We start from the raw sequence: 14,008 nt of genomic DNA, 5'->3' as shown, positions 1-14,008 counted from the left end.
TGCCCGCCCGAGGACGGTCACCGCTGTGGTCGGCCAGATCACAGCGGTGACTGCCCTGCCGGTCGACGACACCGCCTGTCCCACGCCGCGTGGGCGTGATATCCGCTGGAAATTCTGTCGCCGGACCGCGAGCCTGTCCATCAGCCATCAGGCCAGGAAGAACATCTGGAAGGCGTATCCGATGACGCGGACTTTCGAACGGCAGACCGAGCACCCCCACCGGCTGGAAAAGGGACATCCGTTCCGGCAGTGGAAGACATGGCGGATACCCGGCACCGCATTCACCCTCACCGGATACTCCCGGGCGAACGACAAGACCTTCTTCCACATACCGGAGCTGCGATGCGCCCTGGACGCCGGGTTGTGCGAGGGGCGGCAGGCCGAGACGGTCTTCTTGACGCACACGCACCATGACCACGCCAAGGATCTCGACTACCTCGCGTCCAGAGCATCCGGCACCGACATCTACCTGCCTGCCGAGGCGCTGCCCTACGTGGAGACTTTCCTGCGTGCGTCCGCCGAGCTGAATCACGCGGCGCCGTACGATCCGGCGCTGGCTCCGGCCTGTCGTCTGCACGGCGTGCGGCAGGACGACGAATTCACTTTCGGCTCCGGTGGCCACCACGTCCGCGTGGTGCGATGCGAGCACAAGGTGCCCTGCGTGGGCTACGCGTTCTCCGAGAACGGCAAAGAGCTGTTGCCCGAATTCCAGGACCTGCGGCACGCCCTCGTCCGGGACGGCCGCGGCGAGGAGTTCGGCCGGATCATGGCTCGGAAACGGCGAGAAGGCGTGCAGGTCGATCGGCAGGTACGCCGTCCCCTTTTCGCCTTCCTGGGCGATACGCATGTGTCGGTGTTCGAGCGGAACCCCTGGCTGTTCACCTATCCGGTCATCATCACCGAGTGCACCTTTCTCCACGACAGCGAGCTGCCGCGCGCCGACCGGGTCGGGCACACGGTCTGGAGCCGGCTCGAACCCGTGATCGAGGCGCACCCGGACACGCTGTTCGTCCTGACCCACTTCAGCCTGCGCCACTCCGACCAGGAGGTGCTCGCCTTCTTCCAGCGGGTACGGCACGACAACGTCCTGGTGTGGGCGCACCCGGAAAGCCATCTGCCCGAGCAGCACCAGTCCGCCTCCGCCGACCTGTAGACGGCGAGCACTCGTCCGGCAGGGCCCTCCGCTCGTGTCCGCATCTCTTGGGACATGAGAGGTGACGCGAGGTTTGTGGGTGTTCATGGCACTACGTGTGTAGCGTGGGACCCGTGATCCGCGTACTGGTGGCCGAGGACATGCGTCTCCTGCGGGACGCGCTGGTAGGGCTGCTGAAGCTCGAAGGCGACCTCGAGGTGGTGGCGAGTGTGGACACCGGCGACGCCATCGTGGCGTCGGCCCTGGAGCACCGGCCAGACGTCGCGGTGATCGACATCGAGCTGCCCCGTCTCGACGGCCTGGACGCGGCCGCGCACCTACGTGAGCGGCTCCCGTCCTGCAAGGTGCTGATTCTCACCGGCGTCGGCCGGCCGGGAAACCTGCGGCGGAGCGTCGCCGCCCAGGCGGCCGGGTTCATGCTCAAGGACTCGCGGCCGGAGGAACTGGCCGAGGCGATCCGCACCGTCGCCAGGGGCGGGCGGGTCCTGGATCCGCAGCTCGCCTACGCCGCGCTCGACGTGGTCGACAATCCGTTGACCGAGCGTGAGGCCGACGTGCTGCGTCTCACCGCCTCGGGCGCGACGCCGCGGGAGGTTTCCGCGCGACTGCACCTGTCGTACGGAACGGTCCGCAACTATCTCGCCTCCGCGGTGACCAAGCTCGACGCGCGCAACCGGGTGGACGCCATCCGCATCGCTACCGAGGCAGGCTGGCTGTGAGGGTGTAGGTGTCCTCGCGAAGGTCCGTGGTGAGCCGCCCGTCCGCCTCGGCGAGCCGTACCGCCAGGTTGGCCAGACCGGTTGCCTGACGCTTCAGCGGTACGGCGGTGCTCGGCCGGTCGTTGGAGATCCGGAGGTGGATCCCGGCGTCGTCCGTCGTGACGGAGATCGTGGTCTTGGCGGCGTGCGAGTGGCGGACGATGTTGGTGACCGCCTCGCGCAGGACCACGGCGAGGATGTCGTCGCTGTCCGCCGGCGGCTCCGCGAGGTCGACGGTGACGTGGGAGCCCGCGGCCTCCAGGACGGACCGGGCGGTGGCGACCTCCTCGGCGAAGGACAGGCAGACGGGGGCGTCCGCGACGGAACGGACCTCGGCGAGCGTCGCGTCGGCCAGCCAGGCCAGTTCGCGCAGTTCGGCGTCTGCTCGGCCGGGGTCACCGTCGAGCAGCCGGGCGGCGAGCTCGGCCTTGAGCGTGATCCCGGACAGTCCGCGTCCGAGCAGGTCATGGACGTCCCTGGCCACGCGCAGCCGTTCGGCGACGACGGCCATCCTGGCGGCCTCTCTCCGGGTCTCGTCGAGCCGCCTGGTCACCTCGGGGATGCGGCACAGCGCGTAGACCGCGATCGTCGAGAGGATCGGGGCCACGAGCCAGTAGACGCCCATGCCGACGGACCATCCGCCGGAGTGGAGGAGGAAGGGGCTCGCCACGGCGGCGACGCCGGGGACGGCCCAAGCCCAGGGTGTTCCGACCCTCACGACGAGCGCTCCGAACCACAGGAGGAACGGCGCCGCGACATAGGTGGCCGGCCACCCCGGGACCGTGACGGCGATGGTCGCGACCAGCGCGTGCAGGGACAGGGTCCATGGCCAGGCGCGCGGCGTGGAGGCGTCGGGTCGGGGGGCTCCGTGATAGAGCTGCAGGCCGCCCGAGGCCGCCACCAGCGTGATCAGCAGCAGCCAGGCGGATGTGTTCACGTCGGTGAGCTCGGCGACGTTGACCATCGCGATGGCGGTGTAGCCCGCCAGCAGAAGGACGAGGAACCACCAGGCGAAGCGAGGCCGGAGCCGGACGGGCTGGTCCGGCGGCTGCAGCGGGATCTCGGCGCGCTGGGCGTCGGCGACGGAGCGGGCGGTGGCCAGCGCGCTCCTGCTCGCCTCCGCGATCAGGCCGAGGCCACCCCGGGTGGGAGTGTCCAGGTTGTCGCCGATCAGCCGGACGATCGCCGACATCTCCGCACCGAGCGTGTCGCGTAGCCGTGCCGCCGACTCCATGCGTTCCGCGGCCACCGCGAGCGCCGCCAGCCGCTCGCGCTCCCTGGCCGCCTGATCAAGCCGCCGGACCAGGTAGGTGACGGCGAAGATGGTGAAGCTCGAGGTGACATCGATGAGCAGTGCGCCCCCGTACGCGGGCGGCCCGGTGCCGGACAGGGAACCGTTCACGGTCACATCGGCCAGCACGGCCGAGCCGAACAGGATCCAGGAGGCGGGTCCCGGCAGCGTCAGCAGGAGGGCCGAGCCCAGCATGCCGGCGATCGGACCCCACGCGGCCCCCAGGAGCGGGTACGGCCCGAAGACGAGGATCGTCTGGGCGACCAGCAGGAGGACCGGCCGCGACCGCCGGCTCACGATCAAGGCCAGTACCGCGCCGGCCGCCACGATGACCGCGATCCCGAACGGCAAGGCCCACGGAGCAAGGCCGGTCCGCGAGTTCGCGTCGAAAAGCCGGGCGATCCTGGCGATGACGTGACAGAGCAGGACGCTCGCGATCAACACCCACCCGGAGTGCCGCCCCAACAGTCGCATCGTCCACTCCCGCCCCGCACCAGGAACGGCAGTATGCATTTTGCACCCTTTGGAGGGCAATCTTCATGACGTGAGGTGCGCATGACACTACCCGCCGCCATCGGTCGACCCGAAGAATCACCGCATGACCGATATCAAGCCATTCACGATCGAGATTCCTCAAGCCGATCTCGACGACCTGATGGAGCGGCTTCGCCGTACCCGCTGGGCCGATGAACTGCCGTCTGAAGAGCTGGACGGCGTTCCGGCGGCAGGGCCGGTGCGGCCGGGCTGGCAGTACGGCGTGCCGCTGTCCTACGTGCGCGACCTGGTGACGCGGTGGCGCGACACCTTCGACTGGCGCGTGCAGGAGGCCAGGCTCAACCAATACCCGCAGTTCAGCACCGAGATCGACGGGCAGAGCGTCCATTTCGTCCACGTGCGTTCCGGCAACCAGGACGCCACGCCGCTGATCCTCACCCACGGCTGGCCGAACACGTTCGTGGAGTACCTCGGCCTGGTCGAGCCGCTGTCACGGGATTTCCACCTGGTCATCCCCTCCATCCCCGGATTCGGCTTCTCCGGGCGCACCACGAGGCGCGGCTGGGACGCCACCCGGGTGGCCAGGACCTGGGCCGAGCTGATGCGGCGGCTCGGCTACGCACGCTACGGCGTCCACGGCAACGACGCGGGGGCGATCATCGCGCCTGCGCTCGGGAGGATCGACCAGGACCGGGTGATCGGCGTGCACGTGAACCAGATCTTCTCCTTCCCCTCCGGCGATCCGGCCGAGTTCGCCGGCCTCACCCAGGCGGAGACGGACTATCTGGGCTTCCTGCAGTCGTTCGTCGATCACGCGATTCACGACAAGGCGCAGAGCGCACAGCCGCAGACCCTGGCGCACGCGCTGGCCGACTCGCCCGCCGGCCAGCTCGCCTGGATCGGGCAGCTGCTCGGCGACGCACTCGACCCCGACGACGTGCTCACCATCGCCTCGATCTACTGGTTCACCAACACCGCGGCCTCCTCGGCCCGCTTCTACTACGAGAACGCCCACGCGCCGCAGCCCACCGAGCCCACCACGTTCCCGATCGGGCTGGCCAGTTTCGCCTACGACTTCCGGCCCATCCGCGCGTTCGCCGAGCGGGACCACAAGAACATCACGTCGTGGAACGAGTACGACAGGGGAAGCCACTGGGCCGCCCACGACGCGCCCGACCTTCTCGCCGAGGACATTCGCACGTTCTTTTCCACCTCTTCGACCACGGGAGACAGAGCATGAGCCGGCAGATCCTGATCCTGGAGCAGGCGCACGACGCGCTCCGCACCGCCGTACAGGGAGTCACGGACTGGACCGCCCCGACTCCTTGCTCGGACTGGAACGCCACCCAGGTACTGCAGCACGCCGCGGGCGACCAGATCGCCTTCGCCGCGTTCCTCACCGGAGGACCGGGACCGTCGGAGAACCCCTTCGCCCCGTCGGGAAGGCTGGACACCTCACCCCAGAGCGTGCTGGAGCAGGCGCTCAAGCTCTCCGCGGACGCCTGGGCGGAGATCTCCCCCGACGCCGAGGAGGTCCCCGTCCCCGTTCCGCCCAACAAGATGACCGCCAGGCTCGGCGTGGGCGCCTGCGCCCTGGACGCCGCCGTGCACGCCTGGGACATCGCCATGTCGAGCGGCGCTCCCTCCCCGCTCACCGGGGAGCTCGCCCGCGAACTCCTTCCGGTGGCCCGCCAGATCGTCGAGCCCCTGCGGGCCTACGGCGCCTACGCCGCCGCGCTGCCGCCCCGACCGGGCGATGATGACGTGGCCGCCCTCCTTCGCTACCTGGGTCGCCACCCCGAGGCGAAGGACGGTGAGCATGAGTAAGGAACCCCAGGCGTAGTGCCGCGCCGCTTGTGACCCCGGGCGACCGTGTGGCCGCGGGTGGCCCGGCCGCGCGCCTGGCCACCCGTTCTTCGTTCACCGTTGACCCGCGGAGGGATCTGCACCGATGGCTCTCGACATCGTCCAACCCGAGGACCTGGACAGACCGGAGACCTACAGCCACGTGATCGTCGCGACCGTCGGCCAGCCTTACCGACAGGCCGACTGACCGAGCAGGAGGCCGAGGCCGCCCACCACGGCACGCCTCCGACGCCAAGGCGCAGGCCGCCCTCACCTTGGCCGTCACCCTCCATCACGAAGATTGGAACAAATCATTCCGTTCCGATAAGGTTGTCCCTGTTGGTCAGCCCTTGAAGAGGAGTTCTCATGTACCTGGTTACCGGTGCCACCGCCCACTTCGGGCGTCAGGCCGTCGAAGCGTTGCACGCCGCGGGCCACCCCGTCCGGGCGTTGACCCGCACCCCCGAGCAGGCCGGTCTGCCGCAGGGTGTCGAGCTGGCCCAGGCCGACCTGACCAAGCCGGAGACCCTGCCCCCCGCCCTCGAAGGCGTGCGGGCGATCCTGCTGGTCCTGCAGTACGGCATGGACCCGGCGCCGCTCCTGGACGCCGCCCGGGAGGCCGGTGTCGCGCGGATCGTCTTCCTGTCGTCGGGCGCGGTCGTGGACGGTGCCGACGTGCAGCCGGATGTGATCGCCCAGTACCACGGCGACGTGGAGCGGGCCGTGCGCGAGTCTGGGCTGGAATGGACGGTGCTGCGGCTGCTGTTCCCGGCGATCAACTCGCTGACGTTCGCGATGCAGCTGGCCGGCGGTGATGTGATCCGCGCGCCGTACATCGACGCCGCCTTCAGTGTGATCCACGAGCTGGACGTCGCGGACGTGGCGGTCGCGACGCTGACCGGCGGCGGCCACGCCGGACAGACCTACAGCCTGACCGGGCCCGAGTCGCTCACGCAGGCCGACCAGGTCCGCATCCTCGGCCAGGCGCTCGGCCGCCCGCTCACCACCGAGGACCTCGACCCGGAGCCAGTGCTCCAGCAGATGAGCGCCTTCATGGACCCGGCCTTCCTGAGTGCGCTGTTCGGCCTCATGGCGGCCACCGTCGGCAAGCCGGCCGACGTCAACGACACCGTGGAGCGGATCACCGGCCACCAGCCCCGCACCTACGCGCAGTGGGCGGCCGACCACGCCGCCGACTTCTGACTTCTCACCAGGATCTCCACGCCAGGTGGTCCGGGTCATCAGCGCCGGCGTCGCCATCCGCATCAAGATCTCCAACCTGTACGGCACGGCGCCACTCACGATGAGCGGGGCGACGGTGGCCAAGGCCGCCACCGAGGCCGCCATCCGTCCGACGACCCTGCGTCCGGCGACGTTCTCGCTGCGGCCGGACGCGATCGTCCCTGCGGGTCAAGAGCTGGTCAGCGACCCGATCCCGCTGCCCGTCCAGGAGCTGATCCGGCTCGCCCACGCCCGAGGGATCAGGATCGTCGGCGGGACGATCATGCCGTTCGAGGGCAACCAGTGGTCCTACCCGGACGGCACCCCGGAGCCGTTCGCCCTGGAGCAGATCCGGGACCAGGTGAACAGCTGGATCCGGGCCAGCGGGGAGTACGACGCGGTGGCCGACTTCGAACGCGCCCTGCTCTCCGAACATGTGCTCGCATGTGTCAGCGGCGCAGACGAACGTAGTCGCGCACCATCCCGTACGACACCTCCACGGCGCTGTGCTCCTCCACCAGCCTGTCGAAGATGCGCTTGGCGGTGTGCCACTGTTTCGACGGGGCGTCCAGGTCCGCCCACAGCATCTGGTCGATCCGCGGCTTGAACGCTCTGATCGGCGTGGAGAGGCTGGGCCGCGCAGGGCCACCTGATCGAGGTGGACGCGATCGCGGTCCTCGAGTGAATCGGCCTGGCGATCATGGATCGGGCTGATCAGCGCCGTTCCTCGCTGTCAGCGAGGGAGCCGTGTCGATCCCGGCCCCGGCGGGACCGGGGGTCGGGATGCTTGTCTGCGTACGTCGGTGGCGCAGGGAGGCTTTCGTCCCCTATTGTTCGTGATCACGCGCGGATCACCTGAGCAGTGATGGGCACCGGCGCCCTCCTGCTCACGCGTCTCTCCCCGAACCAGATGGACCGCCCACGCTGACGGCTGCCGCCAGATCAGCCGAGCAACGGAAGGTGTACAGCGTGCCCGACGGCGCCCCAGACCCCAGCCCCTCGGGCAGCCCTTCACCCGGCACCTCCCCTGGGCCGTCTCCTTCCCCGTCCGGTACCGGGTCGCCCAGCCCGACGCCCAGTGACACCGGGTCGCCCAGTGACACCGGTTCACCGAGCCCCACACCGAGCGACACGGGCGCGCCGAGCCCTTCGTCCAACCCATCGACCGGTGGTCCCAGCGCTCCTCCGAGTCCCCCGCCCGGCTTTCCCGACCCGTGTCAGCATCTGCCCAAATGCGCCAAGCCGTGCTTCCCCGACAGACTGGTGCCGGACGGCGAGACCATCCCGACCAGTCCCGCCGAACCCGGCCTGCCCGCACCCACGCCCGGTGACCACGGCGGAACGGAGTACGACACGGGCGCCATCACCGGGTTCGGCCGCTCACTGGAGATGGCAGGCAAGTCCGTCGCACTGCTCGGGCCCAGCACTCCCGTCTTCGAGGGCTCCGACAAGTTTCCCTTCGCCGGCATCCCCGTCGTGGGGCTCTTCTTCGTGCACAGGTTCAACGAGATCGCCGAGACCTGGGCGGATTGCGCAGGACTGCTCGAAGGCGTGCTCGGCAAGGAATGCGAGAAGTTCTTCCAGGTCGCGAAGAACTACTCCACCACGGAGGAAGAGCTCAAGGCCGCCGCCGAGCGGCTCAGACATTGAAAGGCCCACCGCATGTCAACCCCCCCAGCTCAGCCGCCCGCGGGCGGGCCCTCGAACAAGTTCAACGTCTCCCCTCCGAGTCCGCAGCACGTCAACAACGCCAGCAGGCCCATCGCCCTCAACCGGCCCCCGGCCGCGGTCGGCACGCCCAGCACCGCCTTCCACCGAGCCTTGCTCGCGCAGATGAGAGCCAGCAGCCACCCGATCAGGTACTGCATGGCCATGTGCGGGCTCGGCTTCCTGGCGTCGATGGTCCTCCTGGTCATCCTGGCGAACGTCGGCAACCCCGCACTCTTCCTGCTCCGCAGGGACGCGTGGAAGGAACAGCACGGCCACATCAAGGGCGCCGCCTGGGACGTGTGGCTGTCGTACTTCCACCAGATCAGCCCGAACTGGAAGGGCCACGCGGTCGAGACCTTCCAGCAGTATCTCCGCTTCAACCTGATCGGGATGTTCGACCAGCTGGGCAACATCTCCAAGGACATGAGCTCGACGATGCACAGTCAGTACAAGGAGGTCATGGAATACGATCTGGCGGCCTTCGGGCTCCTGATCCGCAACAAGAAGATCTTCGCGGGTTTGGCGGCACTGGCGCATCTGCCTCTCACCAAGGTCGCCCTCTACACGCAGTCCGGGCTGTTCCTCACCGCGGCCGGCAACCTGGTCAAGCAGTTCTACGACATCTACCTGAGCTACGACGGCACCCTCAACGACCTCGAGCTGAAGATGAACGATCTCAGGGGCGTCTTCTACGAGGCCGGCCGCCGCGCGCTGGGGCCGCGCGACGAGCTGCACCTGAGCCCGCATGTCGGCAACCCCGCGTACTGGACGCCGATCACCGAGGAGACCCCGTGAAGCGCGACGACGCGTTCGATCCGGTCACGGCTGACATAGGCAGGCTGGTCCATGAGATCGCCGGCCATACCGAGGCGATCGCCGCGACGATGCGCGAGCTCGAGCACCGCAAGCTGACGGGCTCCGACGGCACCGCCGGCGTCACGGCCACGGTTTCGGGCACCGGTCAGCTGCTGGAGGTCCTCGTCACTCCCCTGGCGATGCGAGAACTCGACCATGTCGAGCTCGCCGAGGCCGTACGGGAGGCCATAGACGCCGCGCGCGTCGCGATGGCCGACGAACTGACCGAGGCCATGAACGCGGTCACGGGAGAGCTGCCCCAGCCCGACCCTGACCACGATCCGTTCGCGCGGTACCTCGACGATCTGTTGCGCGGGTGAGCATGGACGAGTACGAGGAACTGGACAGGCTGGCCGAGCAACTGGCAGGTGCGGCGGCCGCATACGAGGCCTCCGTCGAGGAGTGGAGCCGACGGCAGTTCACCGGCACGGCCGACGAGGAAGGGATCGTCGCCACCGTGGACGCCATGGGCAATCTGGTGTCCCTGCAGATCAGCCTGCGGAGCAAACGGAGGCACGACGGGGTGACCCTCGGCGACGCGGTCGTCACCGCGGTGCACGCGGCCGAGCAGGCCGCGGCGGAGGCGCAGGAGACGATGATGCGGAGCGGGCCCGCGGGTATCGGCGGCCTGCTGGCGGATGCCCAGCGGTCCTTCGAAAGACGCGGTGGCCTTCAGCCGGACTGAGCGGCGCCCGCGAGCTTGGCGCGACCCCGTCAGATCGCCTGCCTGCCGCCGGAGTCCAGTCGGATCCGCCCCGGAGGCCGGTCAGCCTGCAGGGGTACGACCGCCGCCAATGCCGGGGTGTCGGCAGGACCGGCGCCATCAGGTGCACGCGACTGCGTTGACCGACTCGGCGCCGACTGGGCTCGCCGAAGCTGAGGCGGCTGCTCGGCGCGAGCCTCCAGCAGGTGATCGAGCCCCAGACAGGCGAGCACTCGATCCACACAGGCCGGCACGTTGGTCAGGGCAAGATCACCGCCCGCGCGCACGAGGCTGTTCTTGAACGAGATCAGCACGCCCAATCCCGAACAGTCCATGAACGACACCTGGCTCATGTCCACCTCGAGCACAGGCGCTGACCCGATGCGGTTGACCACGGCCCCCACCAGCTGCGACCGCAGATGTTCGGCGGTCGCCATGTCGATCTCCCCGTCCGGCGAGACGACCACGCGGTCGCGCTGGTCTGTGCAGATCACCTTCAGCCGCTGCATCCACGAACCTCCACGGAATGCCCGAAATGTGCGGCCAGCTCACCACATCTGCCGGAGCCGCGTCCCTCTCAACAAAGCAAATCCCCAGCAACAACATCGTCAACCGGCCGGTCGCGGCATTCCGGCCGCAGATCAACGAGGCCGAGGCCGACCCTCGTGAGCTGCTGATCGCCGGCCTCGCCCATGCTCTGCCGGTCTTCGTACTGCCGGCTGCTTCACCTCGCCGACGCGCTGATCGAGAAGGGCGCGGACGGCGACCGCGGCGATGTCGCGCGGGTCGACCGGAGCCGAGGCGACGTTGCTGTAGGCGGTCGACGCAGGACAGCGCTGCCGGCAGGGTCTGCGGCCGGGTCAGGTCGCCGTGGGCCGGCGCGCCTGGCCCGCCTCGCGGACGATCGCCCAGAGGTTCGCCACCGGACCCACGTGTCCGAGCTTGTCGGGATTGATCACCGAGCGGATCGTCTGGATCCGCCCGTCGAGTATGTCGAGCGCCCAGGTGTTGAAAACCTGGGCGTCCCGGTCGCGGAAGATCGCGCCCGGCTGGCCGTTCACCTCGTGCGGCTCCACCACGACGCCGATCCGGACGAGCGGCGCGACGATCGCGGCGAGCACCCTGGCCACGTTCTCGGCGCCGACGATGTGCTTCCACTGCGGGGCCTTGCCGCCGCCGTCTCCGACCAGCTGAACGTCGGCGGCGAGCAGTTCCCGCAGCCCGTCGACGTCGCCTTCCCTGAAGGCGTCGAAGAACCGCTCGGCGAGTTCCTCGCGCCGCCTCCTGTCGGCCTCGAACCGGGGCCGGCCCGCCTCCATGTGGCGGCGCGCCCGCATCGGGTCAAGCCAACCCTTCCTTGAAGCCCTGGCGCCACGACGGATAGCGCGGCTCCCAGCCGAGTTCCCGCTTGGCCTTGGCGTTGGAGAAACCGCGCCCCTCGGTCATCATCGTCACCGCCACTTCCCCTGCCAGCAGCCGGGCCAGCCACTTGGGGACCCGCATCGGTGGCCTACCGCCCACGATCATGGCCAGATACGGCAGCCACTCGCCGGCCGGGGCGGGTTCGTCGTCGACGATGTTGAACACGCCCTTCGCCCGCTGCTCCACGGCCAGGACGGTGGCGCTCGCCGCGTCGTCGAGGTGCACCCACGAGGCATAGCCGGTGCCGTCCCCGACGAGCGGGAACTTGCGCCTGCGCACGAGCTCGACCTGATCGTCGGTGGCGCGCGGCCTGTAGAGCCCGCCGTAGCGCAGGACCGCGCCGCCGGCCTTGACGACCGCGTCCTCGAGGTGGCCGATCGCCGACGCCACCGCGTGCTGCGACGTTCCCGCGTACGTGTCCAGCGGGTCTTCCTCGGTCTTCACCCATCCGCCCTCGCGGATTCCGTTCCAGTTGCCGTAGCTCTGCGCGACAAAGGTGGATACGCCGGTCGCCTCGGCCGCGGCCAGCAGGTGGTCCGTCCCCTCGGTGCGCAGCCGGTTGGTCATGGCGAACCAGCGATCCATGTGCCTGAAGTCGGGCTCCATGCCGGCGTTGGCCGGGGAAATGGCGGTCATCTGGTGCACGATCGCGTCCGGCCGGGCGGCGGCCACCGCCTCGCCGACCGACACCGCGTCCAGCCCGTCCATCACGACCGCCTCGGCGCCGAGCTGCTCCAGCATGCCCGACTTGGCCGCGCTCGTGGTCGTAGCCGTCACCTGGTGACCACGAGCCACGAGCTGCGGCACCAGCCGCCGCCCCACGACCCCGGTCCCGCCTGCCACGAACACCCGCACAACCATCACCTCCTGGATGGACTGGCTGTCTCCGAAACCTGAGACGAGACAGTCCAGCCGTCTGTGACATGCGAGGGAAGACAGGTCGGCTCCCGGTCAGAGGGGGACCTGATTGCCGGCCATCTGGATCAATGCGGCGTGCGTCTCCTGGTCAGCCGCCACGACAAGCCCGCCTGCGCCGGTGTGCAGCGGTTGACCGTGGATGCCGGTCACCACGCATCCGGCCGCCTGGCACAAGGCGATCCCGCTGGCGAAGTGCACGCTGTCGCGCAGATGGCCGTCGGTGACGTAGGCGGCTCGCCGGCCGACGGCGACCCAGGCCACCGCCAGGGTGGTGGAGACGACACGCGGCCGGAACCGCTGGGCGAACGCCGTGTCGGTGAGAAGGCGGGCAGCCCGGAAGCCCGGTTCGTTCGGGAAGGGAGGATCGAGGTTGACATCCACCAGTCGGGACTCGCGCGACGGTCTGAGCTCCTCGTCCACGCCGTCCCTGCGGACACAGGCGCGTTCGCCGTCCGTCCAGAACACCTCTCCGGCGAACGGATCGGCCGAGGCCGCCGCGGTGATGTCGGTCCCCACCCGCAGGGCGACGTTCACCGCGACCAGCATGTTCCGTACGGCGTAGTTCAGCGTGCCGCACAAGGGATCGACCAGCCACATGCGCTCTGTGCCTTCCGCACCCGTCCGTCCGCTCTCCTCGCCTGTCACGGCGTCGTCAGGTCGAGCGGTCCGGATGACGTCGAGGATGACCTTCTCCGCTTCGAGGTCAGCGACCGTGGCGAAGTCACCGGCGGACTTCTCGAACCGCGTCAGCGAGGCGCCGTACATGTCGCGCACCACGGCGGCTCCCGCCTGCGCCGCCGCCACGGCCAGCTCCGCGTCGGTTCCCGCGTTCACGATCAGCATGCGAAGAGAATAGCCTCGGCTGTTTTCGCGGCCGGGCTCCCCCTCGCACGCGTGCACCGGTAGTGATCGGTCCGGAACTCGTCTGCGGATCCGGGGTATGAGATGGGGATGACTCGTAGCGACTCCACGTCCCCTGCGGTCCCATGAGCGTCCTGCTGCCGCTGTCCGCGGTCACGCGGCTCGCCGGCGCGGCGGTCATCGGAGCGGTGACGGGCATGGTCGTCGGCGTACGAACCGATGCATCGCTGGGCATTCTCTCCGGTATCGCAACGACGGCGACCGTCTTCGTCACGACAGGCTGGATCGTGCTGTGGCCCATGGACGCATCCACCACTCACAGCAACGCGCGACGCGAGGACTTTCAGCCCGTCACCGAGGAACTCGTCGTCGTTGCGGCCGCTCTGTCCGGGTTGGTCGCCGTCGTGGTGCTGCTCCTTCTCGGCAACTCGGACGCCAGTCACGCCGCTGCCGCGACCGCGCTCGGCGGCGTCTTCATGGCCTGGGCAGCACTTCATCTGATGTACGCCACCCGCTACGCGTACCTGTACTACGAGACATCGGCAGGCGGGATCGACTTCAACTCCGAGCAGCCTCCGGCGTACAGCGACTTCCTCTACTTCAGCTACAACCTGGGCATGACCTACCAGGTCTCTGACACCGATGTCTCCAGTTCGACGATCCGCAGGATCGTGCTGCGGCACTGCCTCCTGTCGTACGTCTTCGGCACCTGCGTCCTGGCCACCACCCTCAACCTCGTCGCCGGAATCGTCACCGGCTGATGTCGTGACCTCAGC

The 14,008-nt window shown here is 69.1% G+C and carries 16 protein-coding genes; 11 read left to right on the top strand and 5 right to left on the bottom strand.

All coding sequences use genetic code 11. The features are described from left to right. Positions 1–25: 25 nt before the first annotated feature. Entirely contained in the window at positions 26–1,153 is a 1,128-nt protein-coding gene (locus AC3EO4_RS26680) for an MBL fold metallo-hydrolase (protein WP_431898396.1), read from the top strand. Positions 1,154–1,266: 113 nt separating this feature from the next. Further along, positions 1,267–1,872: a response regulator transcription factor gene (locus tag AC3EO4_RS26675; protein ID WP_431898395.1), complete on the top strand. Its 606-nt coding sequence runs from the start codon at positions 1,267–1,269 to the stop codon at positions 1,870–1,872. Here the strand turns inward: AC3EO4_RS26675 and AC3EO4_RS26670 are convergent. After that, positions 1,850–3,676 (bottom strand): sensor histidine kinase, encoded by a 1,827-nt coding sequence (locus AC3EO4_RS26670; protein ID WP_431898394.1) that lies wholly within the window; start codon positions 3,674–3,676, stop codon positions 1,850–1,852. The two genes, AC3EO4_RS26675 and AC3EO4_RS26670, sit on opposite strands and share 23 nt — an antisense overlap. Positions 3,677–3,800: 124 nt before the next feature. Here AC3EO4_RS26670 and AC3EO4_RS26665 point away from each other — a divergent pair, with 124 nt between their 5' ends. The 8 genes from AC3EO4_RS26665 (at position 3,801) to AC3EO4_RS26630 (ending at position 10,013) form a co-directional block, all read left to right on the top strand. Beyond that, positions 3,801–4,937: an epoxide hydrolase family protein gene (locus AC3EO4_RS26665; protein ID WP_379580128.1), complete on the top strand. Its 1,137-nt coding sequence runs from the start codon at positions 3,801–3,803 to the stop codon at positions 4,935–4,937. After that, positions 4,934–5,524: a TIGR03086 family metal-binding protein gene (locus tag AC3EO4_RS26660; protein WP_379580130.1), complete on the top strand. Its 591-nt coding sequence runs from the start codon at positions 4,934–4,936 to the stop codon at positions 5,522–5,524. The genes AC3EO4_RS26665 and AC3EO4_RS26660 overlap by 4 nt, the downstream gene beginning before the upstream one ends. 384 nt (positions 5,525–5,908) lie before the next feature. Beyond that, positions 5,909–6,745 carry an NAD(P)H-binding protein gene (locus tag AC3EO4_RS26655; RefSeq protein ID WP_431898393.1) on the top strand — a complete coding sequence of 279 codons (837 nt, stop codon included), beginning with the start codon at positions 5,909–5,911 and terminating at the stop codon, positions 6,743–6,745. Between the two features lie 25 nt (positions 6,746–6,770). Further along, positions 6,771–7,370: an SGNH/GDSL hydrolase family protein gene (locus AC3EO4_RS26650; protein WP_431898392.1), complete on the top strand. Its 600-nt coding sequence runs from the start codon at positions 6,771–6,773 to the stop codon at positions 7,368–7,370. Between the two features lie 656 nt (positions 7,371–8,026). Beyond that, complete coding sequence (locus tag AC3EO4_RS26645; RefSeq protein WP_431898391.1) at positions 8,027–8,413, top strand: hypothetical protein; 387 nt, start codon at positions 8,027–8,029, stop codon at positions 8,411–8,413. A gap of 12 nt (positions 8,414–8,425) precedes the next feature. Continuing rightward, positions 8,426–9,268, top strand: a complete 843-nt coding sequence (locus AC3EO4_RS26640) for a hypothetical protein (RefSeq protein ID WP_379580137.1) — start codon at positions 8,426–8,428, stop codon at positions 9,266–9,268. Beyond that, positions 9,265–9,648 (top strand): YbaB/EbfC family nucleoid-associated protein, encoded by a 384-nt coding sequence (locus tag AC3EO4_RS26635; RefSeq protein ID WP_431898388.1) that lies wholly within the window; start codon positions 9,265–9,267, stop codon positions 9,646–9,648. The genes AC3EO4_RS26640 and AC3EO4_RS26635 overlap by 4 nt, the downstream gene beginning before the upstream one ends. A gap of 2 nt (positions 9,649–9,650) precedes the next feature. Beyond that, the gene (locus tag AC3EO4_RS26630; RefSeq protein ID WP_431898411.1) at positions 9,651–10,013 is read left to right on the top strand and encodes a YbaB/EbfC family nucleoid-associated protein; all 363 of its coding nucleotides are present in this window, start codon (positions 9,651–9,653) and stop codon (positions 10,011–10,013) included. Positions 10,014–10,042: 29 nt separating this feature from the next. Here the strand turns inward: AC3EO4_RS26630 and AC3EO4_RS26625 are convergent, their stop codons facing one another. The 4 genes from AC3EO4_RS26625 to AC3EO4_RS26610 all read right to left on the bottom strand — a co-directional run bounded on the left by AC3EO4_RS26625 (position 10,043) and on the right by AC3EO4_RS26610 (position 13,214). Further along, positions 10,043–10,540, bottom strand: a complete 498-nt coding sequence (locus AC3EO4_RS26625; protein WP_431898387.1) for an STAS domain-containing protein — start codon at positions 10,538–10,540, stop codon at positions 10,043–10,045. Positions 10,541–10,891: 351 nt separating this feature from the next. After that, positions 10,892–11,368 (bottom strand): nuclear transport factor 2 family protein, encoded by a 477-nt coding sequence (locus AC3EO4_RS26620; protein WP_431898386.1) that lies wholly within the window; start codon positions 11,366–11,368, stop codon positions 10,892–10,894. Positions 11,369–11,372: 4 nt separating this feature from the next. Next, positions 11,373–12,308, bottom strand: coding sequence for an NAD-dependent epimerase/dehydratase family protein (locus tag AC3EO4_RS26615; RefSeq protein WP_431898385.1), 936 nt, complete (start codon positions 12,306–12,308; stop codon positions 11,373–11,375). Between the two features lie 96 nt (positions 12,309–12,404). Next, positions 12,405–13,214, bottom strand: coding sequence for an inositol monophosphatase family protein (locus AC3EO4_RS26610; RefSeq protein ID WP_431898384.1), 810 nt, complete (start codon positions 13,212–13,214; stop codon positions 12,405–12,407). Positions 13,215–13,357: 143 nt separating this feature from the next. Between AC3EO4_RS26610 and AC3EO4_RS26605 the strand changes: the two genes are divergently transcribed. Next, positions 13,358–13,993 (top strand): DUF1345 domain-containing protein, encoded by a 636-nt coding sequence (locus AC3EO4_RS26605; protein WP_431898383.1) that lies wholly within the window; start codon positions 13,358–13,360, stop codon positions 13,991–13,993. The last annotated feature ends 15 nt before the right edge of the window (positions 13,994–14,008 follow it).

The organism is Nonomuraea sp. bgisy101 (assembly GCF_057708945.1).
Note: the sequence above shows the minus strand (reverse complement) of the source record. Positions and strands in the feature narration are given on the sequence as shown.

What these genes read in the sequence shown, in the direction of transcription:
- AC3EO4_RS26640 (WP_379580137.1), top strand. Translation starts at nt 8,426, where the DNA reads ATGTCAACCCCCCCAGCTCAGCCGCCCGCGGGCGGGCCCTCGAACAAG.
- AC3EO4_RS26625 (WP_431898387.1), bottom strand. Translation starts at nt 10,540, where the DNA reads ATGCAGCGGCTGAAGGTGATCTGCACAGACCAGCGCGACCGCGTGGTC.
- AC3EO4_RS26620 (WP_431898386.1), bottom strand. Translation starts at nt 11,368, where the DNA reads ATGCGGGCGCGCCGCCACATGGAGGCGGGCCGGCCCCGGTTCGAGGCC.
- AC3EO4_RS26610 (WP_431898384.1), bottom strand. Translation starts at nt 13,214, where the DNA reads ATGCTGATCGTGAACGCGGGAACCGACGCGGAGCTGGCCGTGGCGGCG.
- AC3EO4_RS26660 (WP_379580130.1), top strand. Translation starts at nt 4,934, where the DNA reads ATGAGCCGGCAGATCCTGATCCTGGAGCAGGCGCACGACGCGCTCCGC.
- AC3EO4_RS26655 (WP_431898393.1), top strand. Translation starts at nt 5,909, where the DNA reads ATGTACCTGGTTACCGGTGCCACCGCCCACTTCGGGCGTCAGGCCGTC.
- AC3EO4_RS26630 (WP_431898411.1), top strand. Translation starts at nt 9,651, where the DNA reads ATGGACGAGTACGAGGAACTGGACAGGCTGGCCGAGCAACTGGCAGGT.
- AC3EO4_RS26665 (WP_379580128.1), top strand. Translation starts at nt 3,801, where the DNA reads ATGACCGATATCAAGCCATTCACGATCGAGATTCCTCAAGCCGATCTC.
- AC3EO4_RS26605 (WP_431898383.1), top strand. Translation starts at nt 13,358, where the DNA reads ATGAGCGTCCTGCTGCCGCTGTCCGCGGTCACGCGGCTCGCCGGCGCG.
- AC3EO4_RS26670 (WP_431898394.1), bottom strand. Translation starts at nt 3,676, where the DNA reads ATGCGACTGTTGGGGCGGCACTCCGGGTGGGTGTTGATCGCGAGCGTC.